17 protein-coding genes, 1 riboswitch and 1 other annotated feature are annotated in these 17,650 nt (G+C 57.1%); of the genes, 10 read left to right on the plus strand and 7 right to left on the minus strand.

Annotated elements, in window-relative coordinates; all coding sequences use genetic code 11:
* Positions 1-3: 3 nt before the first annotated feature.
* The 4 genes from ABLU96_RS25075 to rnm form a co-directional block, all read right to left on the minus strand.
* A complete protein-coding gene (locus tag ABLU96_RS25075; protein ID WP_014229008.1) occupies positions 4-1,368 on the minus strand; it encodes a glycoside-pentoside-hexuronide (GPH):cation symporter in 1,365 nt (454 codons plus the stop codon).
* A gap of 165 nt (positions 1,369-1,533) precedes the next feature.
* The gene (rluB, locus tag ABLU96_RS25080) at positions 1,534-2,421 is read right to left on the minus strand and encodes a 23S rRNA pseudouridine(2605) synthase RluB (protein WP_004121268.1); all 888 of its coding nucleotides are present in this window, start codon (positions 2,419-2,421) and stop codon (positions 1,534-1,536) included.
* Between the two features lie 410 nt (positions 2,422-2,831).
* Positions 2,832-3,452, minus strand: a complete 621-nt coding sequence (locus ABLU96_RS25085; RefSeq protein ID WP_004850139.1) for an L-threonylcarbamoyladenylate synthase — start codon at positions 3,450-3,452, stop codon at positions 2,832-2,834.
* 9 nt (positions 3,453-3,461) lie between these two features.
* Positions 3,462-4,331, minus strand: a complete 870-nt coding sequence (gene rnm / locus ABLU96_RS25090; protein ID WP_032749459.1) for an RNase AM — start codon at positions 4,329-4,331, stop codon at positions 3,462-3,464.
* A 227-nt stretch (positions 4,332-4,558) separates the two neighbouring features.
* Positions 4,559-4,654 (plus strand) — a sequence feature (Trp leader region).
* A 35-nt stretch (positions 4,655-4,689) separates the two neighbouring features.
* Here rnm and ABLU96_RS25095 point away from each other — a divergent pair.
* The 5 genes from ABLU96_RS25095 to trpA are packed head-to-tail and all read left to right on the plus strand — an operon-like array spanning position 4,690 to position 11,221.
* Positions 4,690-6,252: an anthranilate synthase component 1 gene (locus tag ABLU96_RS25095; RefSeq protein ID WP_014838210.1), complete on the plus strand. Its 1,563-nt coding sequence runs from the start codon at positions 4,690-4,692 to the stop codon at positions 6,250-6,252.
* Complete coding sequence (gene trpD, locus ABLU96_RS25100; RefSeq protein ID WP_004850135.1) at positions 6,252-7,847, plus strand: bifunctional anthranilate synthase glutamate amidotransferase component TrpG/anthranilate phosphoribosyltransferase TrpD; 1,596 nt, start codon at positions 6,252-6,254, stop codon at positions 7,845-7,847. The genes ABLU96_RS25095 and trpD overlap by 1 nt, the downstream gene beginning before the upstream one ends.
* Positions 7,848-7,850: 3 nt before the next feature.
* Positions 7,851-9,209: a bifunctional indole-3-glycerol-phosphate synthase TrpC/phosphoribosylanthranilate isomerase TrpF gene (trpCF, locus tag ABLU96_RS25105; RefSeq protein ID WP_064405407.1), complete on the plus strand. Its 1,359-nt coding sequence runs from the start codon at positions 7,851-7,853 to the stop codon at positions 9,207-9,209.
* A gap of 9 nt (positions 9,210-9,218) precedes the next feature.
* On the plus strand, positions 9,219-10,412 hold the full coding sequence (trpB, locus tag ABLU96_RS25110; RefSeq protein WP_004850131.1) for a tryptophan synthase subunit beta: 1,194 nt from the start codon (positions 9,219-9,221) through the stop codon (positions 10,410-10,412).
* A complete protein-coding gene (gene trpA / locus ABLU96_RS25115) occupies positions 10,412-11,221 on the plus strand; it encodes a tryptophan synthase subunit alpha (protein WP_032749463.1) in 810 nt (269 codons plus the stop codon). Before trpB ends, trpA begins: the two co-directional genes overlap by 1 nt.
* 31 nt (positions 11,222-11,252) lie before the next feature.
* On the opposite strand, the gene ABLU96_RS25120 is transcribed toward trpA, so the two are convergent.
* Positions 11,253-11,708, minus strand: a complete 456-nt coding sequence (locus ABLU96_RS25120) for a MarR family winged helix-turn-helix transcriptional regulator (protein WP_064405405.1) — start codon at positions 11,706-11,708, stop codon at positions 11,253-11,255.
* A 77-nt stretch (positions 11,709-11,785) separates the two neighbouring features.
* On the opposite strand from ABLU96_RS25120, the gene ABLU96_RS25125 reads away from it, so the two are divergent.
* Positions 11,786-12,733 (plus strand): zinc-binding alcohol dehydrogenase family protein, encoded by a 948-nt coding sequence (locus ABLU96_RS25125; RefSeq protein ID WP_064405403.1) that lies wholly within the window; start codon positions 11,786-11,788, stop codon positions 12,731-12,733.
* Positions 12,734-12,887: 154 nt separating this feature from the next.
* Here the strand turns inward: ABLU96_RS25125 and ABLU96_RS25130 are convergent, their stop codons facing one another.
* On the minus strand, positions 12,888-13,787 hold the full coding sequence (locus tag ABLU96_RS25130; RefSeq protein WP_064405401.1) for a LysR family transcriptional regulator: 900 nt from the start codon (positions 13,785-13,787) through the stop codon (positions 12,888-12,890).
* A 121-nt stretch (positions 13,788-13,908) separates the two neighbouring features.
* On the opposite strand from ABLU96_RS25130, the gene ABLU96_RS25135 reads away from it, so the two are divergent.
* Together ABLU96_RS25135 and ABLU96_RS25140 are read left to right on the plus strand one after the other, a co-directional pair.
* Positions 13,909-14,613: an SDR family NAD(P)-dependent oxidoreductase gene (locus ABLU96_RS25135; protein ID WP_064407212.1), complete on the plus strand. Its 705-nt coding sequence runs from the start codon at positions 13,909-13,911 to the stop codon at positions 14,611-14,613.
* A gap of 214 nt (positions 14,614-14,827) precedes the next feature.
* Complete coding sequence (locus tag ABLU96_RS25140) at positions 14,828-15,073, plus strand: YmjA family protein (RefSeq protein ID WP_032692737.1); 246 nt, start codon at positions 14,828-14,830, stop codon at positions 15,071-15,073.
* A gap of 121 nt (positions 15,074-15,194) precedes the next feature.
* Here ABLU96_RS25140 and ompW read toward each other — a convergent pair whose 3' ends face one another.
* Complete coding sequence (gene ompW / locus ABLU96_RS25145) at positions 15,195-15,833, minus strand: outer membrane protein OmpW (RefSeq protein ID WP_004121296.1); 639 nt, start codon at positions 15,831-15,833, stop codon at positions 15,195-15,197.
* 313 nt (positions 15,834-16,146) lie between these two features.
* Between ompW and ABLU96_RS25150 the strand changes: the two genes are divergently transcribed.
* Positions 16,147-16,890 carry a YciC family protein gene (locus ABLU96_RS25150; RefSeq protein ID WP_004850117.1) on the plus strand — a complete coding sequence of 248 codons (744 nt, stop codon included), beginning with the start codon at positions 16,147-16,149 and terminating at the stop codon, positions 16,888-16,890.
* 52 nt (positions 16,891-16,942) lie between these two features.
* Positions 16,943-17,482, plus strand: coding sequence for a septation protein A (locus ABLU96_RS25155; RefSeq protein ID WP_004101360.1), 540 nt, complete (start codon positions 16,943-16,945; stop codon positions 17,480-17,482).
* 99 nt (positions 17,483-17,581) lie between these two features.
* Positions 17,582-17,643: riboswitch (Fluoride riboswitch) on the plus strand.
* The last annotated feature ends 7 nt before the right edge of the window (positions 17,644-17,650 follow it).

The following is a 17,650-nucleotide window of genomic DNA, read 5'->3' on the forward strand; positions in this document are numbered from 1 at the left end:
AGGTTAAAGCGCGTTCTGTTTGCGCAGGCTGATTTTTTGCACAATATCGCGATAGGTTTTTTCATCCAGCGAATAGCAGGCGACAAACAGTGCGCTGAGCGCAAACATCGCGCCGGGAAATAGCGTCATCAGTACGTTAATGCCGTTAATCGCGCTGGCGGTAATGTTGCCCGCGTCATAGTGGTAATAGTCCAGCATCCAGCCCGCGCAGCCGCCGCCGATGGCCATCGCTATTTTGGTGATGAAATTAAAGAAACCGTAAATTGCGCCTTCGGTGCGCACCCCATGGTGCCACTCGGCATATTCCACGGTATCGGCAATCATTGACCACATTGAAACAAAGCCCATCCCCAGCGTAATACTGTACAGACACACGCCGGTCATGATCAGCCAGATATTGTCGCCAGCGATAAAATATTGCATCAGTACGCCCGCAATGCCGATCAACAGCGCCACCAGCGTCATTTTCTTTTTACCTATCAACGCAATGATTTTTTCCGAAATAACGGTACCGACAATATAAGCCGCCGACTGAATCATAAAGAAGGTGGAGGTAAAGCCTTCGCTACCAATGATATATTTGATAAAGTAAATAGCGATCGCCATCCACACGGTATAGGCAATATAAAAAAAGACGGTGAACATGGAAAGGTTAATTAGCGGCGCGTTGCCTGCCACCGCCTTCAACATTTCCCTCAGCGTTGGCGCCGGAGTCTCTTCCTCTTCTTCACCAACGCGCTCTTTGGTCATCCCGAAGCAGGCAAGGAACAAAAACGTCGCCAGCAGCGCAAAGCATGAGACGGCGAAGACGTACCCCAGCTGTTTATCGCTAAACGGGGAAATCAGCCTGTCCGCGGTAGTGGACACAATCAGATAGCCAACAATCGCCAGGACAAACCGGTATACCGACAGCGATGAACGGGAGGCTTCATGCTGGGTTAAACGGTTGGTCAGCGCCGAATAAGGCGTATTTACCGCCGTATAGGCCAGGCAATAAATAGTATAGGAAATCAGTGCGAAGTAGAATTTGGCCTCACCGCCGAAAGGCACAAAGCAGAGCACCGTTAAGAAGCCGAGCGGAATTGAACCATACAACAACCAGGGTCGAAGCTTACCGTAGCGGCTGTGGGTTTTATCGATGGCAAAACCAATAAGAATATTAAAGGCCGCATCAACCACGCGGGCAATAACAAAGATCAGGCTCGCCTGTACGGCGCTAATGCCGTAAATATTGGTATAGAAAAAAAGTAAGAACAGAGAAACGAAGCCGAAGGATAAATTAGAGGCGAAATCGCCAAAACCATACCCTATTTTTTCTTTAACGCCGATAACCACATAGCTTGCCGAAAGTTTTCCTGCTGTTTCCATTTTAGGCTACCTGTTAATGTAATCAGTGACCTCAGTATATGGCGTCGCCTGGCGCACCGCTTTGCGTTATTTGTCCGGGCATTTCCTGTTTTTTGTCTTTATGCAGAAGTGTGAAAGGAGTCACAGGAGGGAGAATTCCGGCGGTGACCGCCGGAACTGGAATAATTAACCGTTACCGTTATTACGGCTGCTGGAACGACGGTTGTTATTATTATTACTCACCTGGCTGTGGCGCTTAACCGCGCGGCGAATCTGATTCGCCTTCATGCGACGGCGATCCTTTTCGACGGCGACCTTAGAGGTGGTTTCCGGCGTAAGCTCAACCAGTTCGCGCAGGTAGTTGGTTTGCGCCAGGTCCAGCTCGGTGTAGCCGCCGCGCGGCAGGCCTTTCGGCAGCAGAATATCGCCGTAGCGCACGCGGATCAGGCGGCTGACCTGTACGCCAACGGCTTCCCACAGGCGGCGAACTTCGCGGTTACGGCCTTCGGTCAGCGTGACGTTGTACCACTGGTTAATCCCTTCGCCACCGGTAAACTTGATGGTTTTGAACGCCGCCGGGCCGTCTTCCAGCTGGACGCCGCGCGAGAGCTGGCGTAGCTTGTCATCATCTATCTGGCCAAATACGCGCACCGCGTATTCACGTTCCACTTCGCGGCTCGGGTGCATCAGGCGGTTCGCCAGTTCACCGTCGGTGGTAAACAGCAGCAGGCCGCAGGTGTTGACGTCAAGACGACCGACGGCAATCCAGCGCGCGCCGCGCAGCTTTGGCAGACGATCGAACACCGTCGGTCGCCCTTCCGGGTCGTTACGGGTACAGAGTTCGCCTTCCGGCTTGTAGTAAGCCAGCACGCGACAAATCTGTTCCGCAGACTCTTTCACCGAAATCAGATGACCGTCGATGCGAATTTTTAAACCCGGGACAATTTCAACGCGATCGCCAAGCGTGGCGATTTTGCCATCGACGCTGACGCGGCCAGCTTCGATTTTGGCTTCGATTTCACGGCGGGAGCCGTGGCCAGCGCGGGCCAGCACTTTTTGTAATTTCTCGCTCATTGAGCTTCCTTAAGGTGTCGCCTTCCCAGGCGTCTGGTATACTTCGAAAAACAGGGCGCGAGGCAAAATGAAACCTAACACCCTGTTCTGTAAAATTTTTTTGCATCAGCGCGTGCCGTTATCTATGTTGCTACAGCAGACATAACAGAGACACGCCTTCTCGCGTGGGCGAACATGGTACACGAACTTTAAGATGAATGCTTCTTTGCGTTACGAGCATAGCACAACTTACCGCGCACCTCCGTCCGGGCGCATGGCGCGCTGATGGAAGCCAGGTAGCACAATAGGGTCTTTTGCAGAGGATGAACCATCAAAAGGCGCGCGGCATTGCGCCGCGTTGAACGGCGGCAAATAAAAGCGGCGAGCGGGTATTCATTACATGACGATTCCTTCCATGGAAACAGGCGTCATTACAGGAACGGCGTTACGTCCCCCACGCCTTCACGCACCACAACCGGCGCATCTTCAGTGAGGTCGATAACCGTGGTCGGCTGCTGGCCCAGATAGCCGCCGTGAATAATCAGGTCAACCTGCTTCTCAAGACGATCTTTGATCTCTTCCGGGTCGGATTCGGTAAAGTCGCTTCCCGGCAGCATCAACGAAGTGGAGAGCATCGGCTCGCCCAACGTTTCCAGCAGCATTTGCGCAATCGGGTTGGACGGCACGCGCATACCGATGGTCTTACGCTTATCCTGCAGCAGACGGCGCGGAACTTCTTTGGTGCCCTTGAGGATAAACGTGTAGTTACCCGGGGTATTGTTTTTAATCAGACGAAAGGCCACGTTATCAACGAATGAATAGGTCGACAGTTCGGACAAATCGCGGCACATCAGGGTGAAGTTGTGGCCGTTTGGCAGATTACGGATCCGGCAAATCCGCTCCATCGCGCCTTTATCTTCAATTTTGCAGCCTAACGCGTAGCCGGAGTCGGTCGGATAGACGATGACCCCGCCTTTACGCACAATGTCCACCGCCTGGTTAATTAACCGCGCCTGTGGATTTTCCGGATGGATATAAAAAAACTGGCTCATACTTCCCTCTCAATTTTGTTCTACGGCCACTTCCCAACTGCGCCAGATCCCTTCCACGCCCGCGGGTAGCCAAAGTTTGCGGCCCAGTTCGATCCACGGGCAGGGCTGATGAAAATCAGACCCCTGCGAGGCATCCAGGCCATACTGCACGGCGTAAGCGGCAAGCTGTGCGCGCTCGTGAGGCGCCTGCTGACACTGCGCCACCTCCATCGCATCGCCCCCCTGCTCGCTAAAATGGGCCAACAGCCGTTTTAACCACTTGGCGGAGAGATCGTAGCGCCCGGGATGGGCAATGACCGCTTTACCGCCAGAATGATGAATGACATCAATCGCTTGTTTTATTGTACACCACTGAGGCGGAACGTAACCGGTTTTCCCGCGCGCCAGATACTTCTTAAATACGTCAGCCATATTGTTGGCATAGCCGGCCTCCACCAGAAAACGGGCAAAATGGCCGCGCGTCACCGCACCGCCGTCCGCCAGCTTCAGCGCCCCTTCCCAGGCGCCCGGGATCCGCGCTTTTTCCAGCCGCTCGGCGATCTGCTGACCCCGCATCTGGCGACGCGCTTTCTGTTCATCGAGCAGCGCGGTCATCGCCGGATGGTCGATATCGATATTCAGCCCGACAATATGAATTTCATGATTTTCCCACAGCGTGGAAATTTCCACCCCGGTAATCAGCGCCAACGGTAAACCGGCACGTTCAATTTCACGCTGAGCCGCGGGAATTGCCGCCACGGTATCGTGGTCGGTAATCGCCAGGGTGCCGACGCGCATCTGGTGGGCGCGATGGACAAGTTCTTCTGGAGTCAGACGCCCGTCAGAGGCGATGGTATGGCTGTGCAGGTCGTAAATCACTGCGTAATTGGTGTTGCTCAAGATGACTCCTGCTGGACATGAACCGGTACCCGTCATACTTTAAGTCACAGGCAGATTGACTGTGGTTCTGCAGCTTAAATGATTAAGGATAGTAATAAGCGCATCATCATACCGACTGATAGAGAAAATCTGCAAACAGGGGTTGACTTTAATCCCTCGGACTAGTTAACTAGTACGCAAGTTCACATGAAGGGGTATCAACAATGAAAACGCAATTCATCACTCTGCACGGCTGGTGGCGCACCTCCTGTTATCGGGCGGCGTGATCGCGTTTTGCACTCAGCATACAGATACCCGGCCCGCCAATGAGCGGGCTTTTTATTGGACAAATTATTATAGCGAACAGGCGACAACAATAATGCAAACATCAAAACCGGCACTCGAGCTTCTCACCAGCGACGCCATCTATCGGGAAAACCCCACGGCGCTGTTCCACCAGCTATGCGGCGCGCGTCCAGCCACCCTGCTGCTGGAATCCGCGGATATCGACAGTAAGGATGATTTAAAAAGCCTGCTGCTGGTGGATAGCGCGCTGCGCATTACCGCGCTAGGTGACACTGTCACTATTCACGCATTTTCCGCCAACGGTACGGCGTTACTCGAACTGCTGGATAGCGCGCTGCCATCCGGCATCGATAACCAGCGTCAGCCAAATAGCCGGGTATTAACCTTCCCGCCGGTCAGCGCGCTGTTGGATGAAGATGCCCGCCTGTGTTCACTCTCGGTATTCGACGCTTTTCGCCTGCTGCAGGATCTGATTACCGTCCCGCAGGAGGAGCGCGAAGCGATGTTCTTCGGCGGCCTGTTCGCCTATGACCTGGTCGCTGGCTTTGAAGACCTGCCGCCGCTGGAGAGCGACACCGCCTGCCCGGATTACTGCTTCTATCTGGCGGAAACGCTGCTGGTTATCGACCATCAGACCAAAAACACCCGTATCCAGGCGAGCCTGTTCACGCCGCTGGAAAGCGAAAAACAGCGTCTGCTACAGCGGCTCGCTCAGCTTCGTCAGCAGCTAAACGAGCCGCCGGCGCCGCTGCCGGTGACCACGGTTGCCGAAATGAGCTGCGACTGCGATCAGAGCGACGAAGAGTACGGCGCCGTCGTGCGTAAAATGCAGCGCGCCATCCGCGCGGGCGAGATTTTTCAGGTCGTGCCGTCACGCCGCTTCTCGCTGCCCTGCCCGTCGCCGCTGGCCGCTTATGATGTGCTGAAGAAGAGCAACCCGAGCCCGTACATGTTCTTTATGCAGGACAACGATTTCACTCTCTTCGGCGCGTCGCCGGAGAGTTCTCTCAAGTACGATGCCACCAATCGCCAGATTGAAATCTATCCCATTGCCGGTACCCGCCCGCGCGGCCGCCGCGCGGATGGTTCGCTGGATCGCGATCTCGACAGCCGCATTGAGCTGGAGATGCGCACCGACCATAAAGAGCTCTCCGAGCATCTGATGCTGGTCGACCTTGCGCGTAACGACCTCGCGCGCATCTGTACGCCGGGTAGCCGCTACGTCGCCGACCTGACCAAAGTCGACCGCTACTCCTTTGTGATGCACCTCGTCTCCCGCGTGGTTGGCGAGCTGCGCCGCGATCTTGACGTGCTGCATGCCTACCGTGCCTGTATGAATATGGGCACCCTCAGCGGGGCGCCGAAAGTGCGCGCCATGCAGCTAATCGCCGCCGCTGAAGGCAAACGCCGCGGCAGCTACGGCGGCGCGGTGGGCTACTTTACCGCCCACGGCGACCTCGATACCTGCATCGTGATCCGTTCCGCCTACGTGCAGGATGGCGTCGCCACGGTGCAGGCCGGCGCCGGTATCGTGCTCGACTCCGTTCCCCAGTCAGAAGCGGATGAAACCCGTAATAAAGCTCGCGCGGTGCTGCGCGCTATCGCCCAGGCCCACCACGCGAAGGAGATTTTCTAATGGCCGACATCCTGCTGCTCGATAATATCGACTCTTTTACCTATAACCTGGCAGACCAGCTGCGTTCGAACGGCCATAACGTGGTGATTTACCGCAACTCCGTCCCGGCGCAGGCGCTGATTGAGCGCATCGGCACCATGAAAAACCCGGTACTGATGCTTTCTCCGGGGCCGGGGACGCCGAGCGAAGCGGGCTGCATGCCGGAGCTGCTGACCCGCATGCGCGGCAAGCTGCCGATTATCGGTATCTGCCTCGGCCATCAGGCGATTGTCGAAGCCTACGGCGGCTACGTCGGTCAGGCCGGTGAAATTCTTCACGGGAAGGCGTCAAGCATTGAGCACGATGGCCAGGCGATGTTTGCCGGACTGAGCAATCCGCTGCCGGTCGCCCGCTACCACTCGCTGGTGGGCAGCAATATCCCGGCCGGACTCACCATCAACGCCCACTTCAACGGTATGGTGATGGCGGTGCGTCACGACGCGGATCGCGTCTGCGGCTTCCAGTTCCACCCTGAGTCAATTCTGACCACCCAGGGGGCACGCCTGCTGGAGCAAACCCTGGCCTGGGCGCTGCAGAAGCTGGAGCAGACCAACACCCTCCAGCCGATTCTGGAAAAACTGTACCAGGCCGAAACCCTGAGCCAGCAGGAGAGCCATCAGCTGTTCTCTGCGGTGGTGCGCGGTGAAGTCAAACCCGAGCAGCTGGCCGCCGCGCTGGTGAGTATGAAAGTACGCGGTGAGCATCCGCAGGAAATCGCCGGCGCCGCCACCGCGCTGCTGGAAAACGCCGCGCCGTTCCCGCGTCCGGATTATCCGTTTGCCGATATCGTCGGTACCGGCGGCGACGGCAGCAACAGTATCAATATTTCGACCGCCAGCGCGTTTGTGGCCGCCGCCTGCGGCCTGAAGGTCGCCAAACACGGCAACCGCAGCGTGTCGAGCAAGTCCGGCTCTTCCGACCTGCTGGCGGCGTTCGGTATCAATCTCGATATGAATGCCGATAAATCTCGCCAGGCGCTGGATGAACTGGGCGTTTGCTTCCTGTTCGCACCGAAGTACCACACTGGTTTCCGCCACGCGATGCCGGTCCGTCAGCAGCTTAAAACCCGCACCCTGTTTAACGTGCTTGGGCCGCTGATCAACCCGGCTCATCCGCCGCTGGCGCTGATTGGCGTCTATAGCCCGGAACTGGTGCTGCCGATTGCGGAAACCCTGCGCGTGCTGGGCTACCAGCGCGCCGCGGTGGTGCATAGCGGCGGTATGGATGAAGTGTCGCTGCACGCGCCGACGGTGGTCGCGGAACTGAACCATGGCGAAATCAAGAGCTACCAGCTCACCGCCGCCGACTTTGGCCTGACGCCTTACCATCAGGAGCAGCTGGCAGGCGGCACGCCGGAAGAAAACCGTGACATTCTTACGCGCTTGCTACAAGGTAAAGGTGAAGCCGCTCACGAAGCCGCCGTTGCCGCCAACGTCGCCATGTTGATGCGTTTACATGGACACGAAGACCTGAAGGCCAACGCGCAGCAAGTCATCGATGTGCTGCATAGCGGAGCGGCCTATGACAGAGTGACCGCATTAGCGGCAAGAGGGTAAAAAATGCAGACCGTTTTAGCAAAAATCGTGGCCGACAAAGCGATTTGGGTAGAAGCCCGCAAACAACAACAACCGTTAGCCAGTTTTCAAAATGAAGTGGTACCGACGCAGCGCAATTTTTACGATGCCCTCGCCGGCACCCGCACCGCATTTATTCTTGAGTGCAAAAAGGCCTCGCCATCAAAAGGCCTGATTCGCGAAGATTTTGACCCGGCGGCCATCGCCGGCGTCTACAAGCACTACGCCTCGGCTATCTCGGTGCTGTGCGATGAGAAATATTTCCAGGGCAGCTTCGATTTCCTGCCGATGGTCAGTAAGGTCGCGCCGCAGCCGATTCTCTGTAAGGACTTCACCATCGATCCTTATCAGATTTACCTGGCGCGCTACTACCAGGCCGACGCCTGTCTGCTGATGCTTTCAGTGCTTGATGATGAGCAGTATCGCCAGCTCTCCGCCGTCGCGCACAGCCTGAACATGGGCGTGCTGACCGAAGTGAGTAACGAAGAGGAGCTGGAGCGCGCGATTGCGCTGAAGGCGAAAGTGGTCGGCATCAACAACCGCGATCTGCGCGATATGTCGATTGATCTCAACCGTACCCGTACCCTGGCACCTAAACTCGGTCACGATGTCACGGTGATCAGCGAGTCCGGCATCCATACCTACGCGGAAGTGCGCGAACTGAGCCACTTCGCCAACGGTTTCCTGATTGGCTCAGCGCTGATGGAGCACGCCGATCTCAACGCCGCCGTGAAGCGCGTGCTGCTCGGCGAGAATAAGGTCTGCGGCCTGACCCGCCCCCAGGATGCCCAGGTGGCGTATGAATCCGGCGCGGTCTACGGCGGCCTGATTTTTGTCCCGACGTCGCCGCGCGCGGTGAACGAGGCGCAGGCGCAAGCGGTAATCGCCAGCGCGCCTCTGAGCTATGTCGGCGTATTCCGCAATACCCCGATGGCGGAAGTGATCGCCCGGGCGGAAAACCTCGACTTAGCCGCCGTACAGCTGCACGGCAGCGAAGACCAGACCTATATTGATACCCTGCGCGCCGAACTTCCGCCGACGGTGCAAATCTGGAAAGCCCTCAGCGTAGGTGAAACGCTCCCGCCGCGCGATCTGCGCCATGTCGATAAATACGTTCTCGACAACGGTCAAGGCGGCACCGGCCAGCGTTTCGACTGGTCCCTGCTGCAGGGTCAGGACCTGCATAACGTCATGCTGGCAGGCGGCCTCGGCGCCGATAACTGCGTAGAAGCCGCCAAAAGCGGCTGTGCCGGACTCGATTTTAATTCAGGCGTAGAGTCGCAGCCGGGTATTAAAGATGCCGACAAGCTGTCCTCTGTGTTTCAAACGCTGCGCGCATATTAAGGAGCAATAATGAGTACTTTACTGAACCCCTACTTTGGCGAATTCGGCGGAATGTACGTTCCGCAGATCCTGATGCCCGCCCTGCGCCAGCTGGAAGACGCGTTCGTCAGCGCGCAAAAAGATCCGGCATTCCAGGCCGAATTTACCGACCTGCTGAAAAACTACGCCGGTCGTCCGACGGCGCTGACCAAATGCCGCAACCTCACTGAAGGCACCCGCACGACGCTGTATCTGAAACGTGAAGACCTGCTGCACGGCGGCGCGCATAAAACTAACCAGGTGCTCGGCCAGGCTCTGCTGGCGAAACGGATGGGCAAAACGGAAATTATCGCCGAAACCGGCGCCGGCCAGCACGGCGTGGCCTCTGCCCTCGCCAGCGCCCTGCTCGGCCTGAAGTGCCGCATCTATATGGGCGCGAAGGATATCGAACGCCAGTCGCCGAACGTTTTCCGCATGCGCCTGATGGGGGCGGAAGTGATCCCGGTTCATAGCGGCTCTTCTACGCTGAAAGATGCCTGCAACGAGGCCCTGCGCGACTGGTCCGGCAGCTACGAAAAAGCCCACTATATGCTCGGCACCGCCGCGGGTCCGCACCCGTTCCCGACCATCGTGCGTGAATTCCAGCGCATGATTGGCGAAGAGACCAAAGCGCAGATCCTCGAGAAAGAAGGTCGCCTGCCGGATGCGGTTATCGCCTGCGTCGGCGGCGGATCGAACGCCATCGGCATGTTCGCCGATTTTATCGACGAAACCGCTGTTGGCCTGATTGGCGTGGAGCCGGCAGGTCACGGTATTGAGTCCGGCGAGCACGGCGCGCCGCTTAAGCACGGTCGTGTGGGCATCTATTTCGGTATGAAATCGCCGATGATGCAAACCGAAGAAGGCCAGATTGAGGAGTCCTACTCCATCTCCGCCGGGCTGGATTTCCCGTCAGTGGGCCCGCAGCATGCTTATTTAAACAGCATTGGCCGCGCCGATTACGTGTCGATTACCGATGACGAAGCGCTGGAGGCCTTTAAAGAGCTATCACGCCATGAAGGGATTATCCCGGCGCTGGAATCCTCCCACGCCCTGGCGCACGCGCTGAAAATGATGCGTGAAAACCCGGAAAAAGAGCAGCTGCTGGTGGTTAACCTCTCCGGCCGCGGCGATAAAGACATCTTCACCGTACATGATATTTTAAAAGCGCGAGGGGAAATCTGATGGAACGTTATGAGACGCTGTTTGCACAACTGAAAGATCGCCGGGAAGGCGCGTTTGTTCCCTTCGTCACCCTCGGCGATCCGAATCCGGAACAGTCGCTGAAAATTATCGATACGCTGATTGAAGCCGGTGCCGACGCGCTGGAGCTGGGTATTCCTTTCTCCGACCCGCTGGCGGATGGCCCGACCATTCAGGACGCCACCCTGCGCGCTTTTGCCGCCGGGGTGACCCCCGCGCAGTGCTTCGAAATGCTGACGGCGATTCGCCAGAAACACCCTACCATTCCTATCGGCCTGCTGATGTACGCCAACCTGGTGTTCAGCCCCGGCATCGATGAATTCTACGCCGCGTGCGAACGCGCGGGCGTCGATTCCGTGCTGGTTGCCGATGTTCCCGTGGAAGAGTCCGCGCCGTTCCGCCAGGCCGCGCTGCGCCACAATATCGCGCCGATTTTCATCTGCCCGCCCAATGCCGATGACGATCTGCTGCGCCAGATAGCCTCTTACGGTCGCGGTTATACCTACCTGCTGTCGCGGGCGGGCGTGACCGGCGCGGAAAACCGCGCCGCGCTGCCGCTGCATCATCTGATTGAAAAGCTGGCCGAGTACCACGCCGCGCCGCCGCTGCAGGGCTTTGGCATCTCGGCGCCGGAGCAGGTTACCGCCGCGATTGAGGCCGGCGCGGCCGGCGCGATTTCCGGCTCTGCCATCGTCAAAATCATCGAGCGGAACGTGAACGACCCGCAGGCCATGCTGGCGGAACTCAAGGCTTTCGCCCGAAGCCTGAAAGCCGCCACTAAAGCGGCTTAACGTACCTGCCGTCCGGCCCAGGGCCGGGCGGTTATTTCAGCTGTAAGCTGTCGGCGTATTTACGCGTCAGGCGAAACAGCGCCTTCACCTCTTCTTGCGTCCATCCGGCCAGCACCTCATTCATCAGCCGCGTTCTTGCTCCCGCGATACGATCAATCATCGCCTGCCCCGCTTCGCTGAGCGTCACCTCGCTAATCCGGCGATCTTTTGCATTGGGCTGCTTGAGTACCAGCTGCTGCGCTTCCAGCTTCTTCACCTGCCTGCTGACGGTGGTGTAATCGCGACCGAGGCTATCCGCCAGTTCAACGACCCCAACGGGTCCCCTGCGCCCTATTGCCACCAGCAGCGGGAAGAGGATCCGATCGAGCTGGACCCCAGCCGCCTGCAGTATCTGCTCGTCACGCATTGGCTGGTTCATCACGCTGATGATATCGAGCAGCGCGCCGTGAAAGCCGCTGATGTCGTAATTATTATGTGCATCTTGCATATATTAGTTAACCGGGTATAGTGCCGTTATCAGATACGTGCATTTTACACATAACTATCCCACAGGGGGAGAAGACAATGAAAGCAGCCGTGGTTTTTGACCTGCAGCAGGGTCCGGTGTGGTCCGATTTTCGCGATCCGCAGCCCGCTGAGCATCAGGCGTTAGTCGAGGTTCGGGCCGCCGCCATCAGTCATGTAGTGAAAGGCCGGGCCTCCGGTAAGCATTATAGTTTCGATGGCCGCCTGCCTTTTGTCCCGGGTATCGACGGCACCGGTATCTTACCCGGCGGAGAGCGCGTCTATTTCGCCTTCCCCGTCGCGCCCTGGGGCAGCATGGCGCAACGGGCTCCCGTCGCCTTAAACCACTGTCTGCCGCTGCCGGATGCGCTGGACGATATCACCGCCGCGGCAATGGCTAATCCGGGGATGTCGGCCTGGGCGGCGCTGGTCAAACGCGCCGGGATGAAAGCGGGGGAAACAGTACTGATCAACGGCGCCACCGGCAGCGCCGGGCAGCTGGCGGTACAAATCGCCCGTTTTCTCGGCGCCAGAAAAGTGATCGCCTGCGGGCGAAACGTGGAGAAGCTGGCCGCCCTCGGCGCTGATGAAACCGTTAACTTAAGTCAGGATGAGGCGGACTTACGGACGCAGTTTGCCGGGCTGGCGGCGCAGCAGATTGATGTCGTCGTCGATTATCTGTGGGGACGTAGCGCCGAACTTTTGCTGCCAGCGCTGGCAAAACACAGCCCAGGAAATGCGCCGGTACGTTTTATTCAGGTCGGTTCCCTTTCCGCCGCCGATATCTCTCTCAATGGCGCGGTGCTACGCTCCTCGCCGCTGCAGCTGATGGGCAGCGGAATTGGCAGCCTTTCTGTGCCCCAGCTGCTGGCCGCCACCGGGGAGATGCTGCAGGCCGCCGTCGCCGGCGGATTGACTATCGCCACGACTCCCCGGCCGCTTCGCGAGGTCGCCACGGCGTGGCCGCAGGACGACAGCCAGAAACGCACCGTCTTTGTCGTCGATTAAAAAAATCGCTTCTGCACAAAAGTTGGGGTTGATATCTTAAATGAGAAATATTATCTTTCTCATTACTGAATAGTTGAGCAAACAGCTCAGGTATTCGGTACGACATTGCTCACATTGCTTCCAGTATTTTTGCCCGCACTTGTGCGGGCTTTTTTTATGGTTGTCGACACACTCTGCGCACCAGCTGCCTTAGCCAGCGATGTGCTAATTCATGCTCGTGGCGAGGATGCCACATTTGTGACACCGTTATCTCCGGCGTACTCACCGGGAGAGGAAAAGCGACCATCTCTTTTCCCGCCGCGCTCTGCAGGCAGGAGGCCGGGACAACGGCGATGAGCTGAGAATCCCGGGCCACGGCCAGCGCGGCGGAAAAACCAGGCACCACCGAGGCAATCCTGCGGCGCATGCCACACGCCGCCAGCGCGTCATCAACTGGCCCGCGTATCAACCCGCGACGGGAGGTAATGACGTGCCCCACGGAAACAAATTGTTCTCGCGACATGTCGGCAAAGGCGGCCAGCGGATGGTTTTTGGCCAGCGCGACGACAAAACGATCGCGAAACAGCGCCTGCAGGCGGATCTCCGGCCCCATATTTTTCAGTACGCCAATTTCCAGGTCCACCCGCCCCTCGCGTAAAAATCGGGCATCTTTCTCCGGCTTAGCGACAAACTCCAGCGTCACGCCCGGTGCTTCCCGCGCGGCGGCGTTCACCAGCGCCGGGCCAAAAGCGTCTATAAATCCCTCATTGGTACGCAAAGTAAATCGCTTCTCGAGGGTCGATAAACTCAGCGGCGCCGGCGAAGCGTTGAGCACCGCGCGCATCTCGGAGACAACGTTTTTTGCCCGCGCCTGCAGACTTTCTGCGTGCGGAGTCAGCACCATGTTTCGCCCGGCTCTGACCAGTAGCGGGTCGCCGGTGACCTGCCGTAGGCGCGTCAGCGTGCGGCTCATCGCCGAAGCGCTGAGCTCAAGCCGTTTAGCCGCCCCGGCAACGCTTTTCTCGCTCAACAGTACATCCAGCGCCGCCAGTAAATTGAAATCAGGATCGGTCATCTTTTCTCCACTCCAGGATAAGGCGTCTGATGCACTTTATTATTGCAAATGCTGCGCCTTCCGCCTGCTACAGCACCAGCCTATATTTACCCCATCATGTATTTGCTCAGGAGTTATGCCCATGGTCACTTCCCCTAAAACAGTATTGATCGCAGGCGCGTCACGCGGGCTTGGGCACGCCATGGCTGAACAGTTTCTGCTGCATGGCTGGCAGGTCATCGGCACCGTACGCGATCTCTCACAAACGACGCCGCTGCACCACCTGGCCGAGGCTTATCCTGGACGGGTGCGCATTGAGGCGCTGGATATTTGTGATAGCGACGGGATCGCGGCGCTGCGCAATGCGCTTGCCGATAGCGTGCTGGATATGCTGTTCGTCAACGCGGGCACCACCAACCGCGATCCCACACAAACCATCGGCGAGATCGCGACGGAAGAGTTTATTCACGTCATGCTGACCAACGCGCTCGCGCCAATGCGGGTAATAGAAAGTCTGCAGGCACTGGTGCTGCCACAGGGGCTGATTGGCGTTATGTCTTCAGGACAAGGCAGTTTGAGCAATAATACCGGCGGGCAGCGCGAGCTGTATCGCGGGAGCAAAGCCGCGCTGAATATGTTTATGCGCAGCTTTGCCGCCCGCCCTGCCAGCGTATCGCATCCGATGGTGGTCATGGCGCCGGGGTGGATCCGCACGGCTCTTGGCGGCGAGAGCGCCCCGCTCACCATGGCGGAGACCATCCCCTCGCTGGTGAACGTGCTGCTGGAAAAACAAAATCGTCCCGGATTAGAGTATCTGGATTATCGCGGATATCGCGTGCCGTGGTGATAAGTCTATGCGTATGAATGGCCTGCAGACGGGTTCATGGCAGTCAATTTTCGTTTTCTATGCTATTACACCCCGATGATGGAGAGTTTCTGGACCCGTTGCGCATGGCGTGGGCTAGTCATACGTTTTTCTGGGCGTTCCTGAGCTAAAGCCAGGCAGGGGTGATATTATTCAAGCCAGAAAATACAGGCACAACGTCAACCGGGAGCGATTTATGCACGAGGAAGTACCACTGAAATATTACGACATTGCGGATGAGTATTCGACGGAGTCCGCCGAGCCCGTCAGCGAGTCAGAACGTGAGCCCCTGGCGCGCTATTTTCAACTGCTGATTACGCGGCTGATGAATAACGAAGAAATCAGCGAGGAGGCGCAGGGAGAGATGGCCATACAAGCGGGCATCGATCGGCAGCGCATCGATGATATCGCGGAATTCCTGAATAAATGGGGTAATGAGTAGCGGTTGACGCGGACGTTCCGCGGAGTGCTTGCGGCAAATGACGCATCGGCAATCGCGGCAGCGGACTTCGCGTCGGGACGTGCAATAAAGCTGGTCATTGCGACCAGCTTTACCTGAGACTTTAGAACCGGTATCCGGCAGAGAACATAAACACCCACGGATCCAGACGGATGCTGTCGTGCTGCTGCGCGCCCGCCAGCTTATAGTTGGCGGTGGTGTCGATATCCATGTACCACACCGACATGTTAATCAGCCAGTCGCGGTTAATCAGATAGTCCATCCCCACCTGTCCCGCCGCCCCCCAGGAGTCTTTCAGGCTCAGATCGGATATGCCGGTCTTTTTACCCGTATCGTTCACGCTCTCATCGAAGAAGGTCGTGTAGTTGATACCCGCGCCAATGTATGGACGCAGCTTGCTGCTGGAGTCGCCAAAATACCACTGCGCCATTAGCGTCGGCGGTAAATGGTGAACGGTCGCAATATTGCCGGTTGCCGCGGTCCCGACTTTATGGCGGAACGGCGTGGCGGCCAGCAGTTCAACGCCGATGTTATCCGTTGCCATATAGGTGAACGTCAAACCCAGTTGCGTATTATTGCTGACGTTAAAGCCCCCCAGGCTGCCTAACGTGCCGCCCGCGCCTTCGGTCGGTCTGACCGTTGCCGAACCCGCGCGAATAAAAAATTCACCGGCTTCATGCGCCCAGACGCTGCTGCCGGAAAGACTGCTCAGAATAACAACCGCCGCTGCTAACTTTTTCATACCCACTTCCTCATTATGGTTATTCAGCGCCAGAATATACCTACATTGAAGTATGTTTGATCCAACATAGATCACATTAAGTGGGCAAATTTAACATTTATTGATCCAGATTAATTTTCACTTTCTCAATACAATCAGTGAGAAGCGTGTCGTATCAAATTTCTTCCTTTATGACACTCAAAGCAGCGCGTCGCTGATTTCCTCTTCTATTTACAAAGATATACTTAGCCTGCAGGAGCAGAGACTGCTACCCAGCCGCGATTTGCGGTACAATCGCCGGCTAGTTAACACCTGCAATACTCAAGGAGAATGCATGTCTATCACGGCGAAGTCCGTCTACCGTGACACCGGGAACTTTTTCCGCAATCAGTTCGTTACTATCCTGCTGATTGCGCTGCTATGCGCGTTCATTACGGTAGTACTTGGCCATGCCTTTTCACCCAGTGAAGAGCAGCTGTCAATACTGAGCCAGGGCGATAGCCTGGCGGGTAGCGGCGGGCTGTTTGAACTGGTCCAGAGCATGACGCCGGAGCAGCAGCAAATCCTGCTGCGCGCGTCTGCGGCCTCTACCTTCTCAGGGCTGGTAGGTAACGCCATTCTTGCCGGCGGCGTTCTGCTCATGATTCAGATGGTCTCCGCCGGCCAGCGAGTCAGCGCCCTGCGCGCGATCGGCGCTTCTGCGCCGGTGCTGCCAAAGCTGCTGCTGCTGATCCTGCTGACGACGTTTATCGTGCAGATGGGAATGATGCTGGTGGTGGTGCCGGGCGTCCTGCTGGCTATCGTGCTCTCTTTCGCACCGGTTATGCTGGTGCAGGATAAAATGGGGATTTTCAGCGCCATGCGTAGCAGTATGCGTCTGGCCTGGGCCAACGTACGTCTGGTGGCGCCGGCCATTATCGGCTGGCTGCTGGCGAAAACGCTGCTGCTGCTGTTTGCCTCCAGCTTCGCGGTCCTGACGCCAAACGTTGGCGCGGTGGTAATAAATACCCTCAGCAATCTTATCTCCGCATTGTTGCTGATCTATTTATTTCGCTTGTATATGCTCATTCGTAACTAACCTAATCCGGGGCGGGTGCTCCCTGCCCCAACCTGAACGACGGAATCGATGTATGAAGCAGTTTCTGGATTTTTTACCGCTGGTAGTCTTCTTCGCATTCTACAAGCTTTATGATATCTACGCCGCGACGACCGCGCTGATTATCGCTACCGCCATCGTGCTGATTTACAGCTGGGTGCGCTATCGTAAAGTCGAGAAAATGGCGCTGATTACCTTTGTGCTGGTGGCCGTATTTGGCGGCTTAACCATCTTCTTCCATAACGATGAGTTTATTAAATGGAAGGTGACGGTTATCTACGTGCTGTTTGCCAGCGCGCTGCTGTTTAGCCAGTGGGTGATGAAGAAGCCGCTGATCCAGCGCATGCTGGGTAAAGAGCTGACGCTGCCGCAGCAGGTGTGGTCGCGTCTGAATCTGGCCTGGGCGGTGTTTTTCATCCTTTGCGGACTGGCGAATATCTATATCGCTTTCTGGCTGCCGCAGAATATCTGGGTCAACTTCAAGGTCTTTGGTTTAACCGCCCTGACGCTGGTATTCACCCTGCTGAGCGGCGTGTATATCTATCGCCATATGCCGCAGGACGACAACCACTAAGCTGGCTTTCCCACGGCACGCCGGACGGCGTGCCGCGTTCTTCGCTTTTCCCTTCTCCGCATAAATCGCTTCAGCTGAAACGATTCGTAATGTAAGCTATTTCTCACAGGAGATGGCATTCCTCCTTGAACCGCCATGTGGCTAATGATGCCTGCTTTTTATTCCCGG

It is taken from the genome of Klebsiella sp. CN_Kp106 (genome assembly GCF_040064575.1).
In the GTDB taxonomy this organism is placed as follows: Bacteria; Pseudomonadota; Gammaproteobacteria; order Enterobacterales; family Enterobacteriaceae; genus Klebsiella; species Klebsiella michiganensis.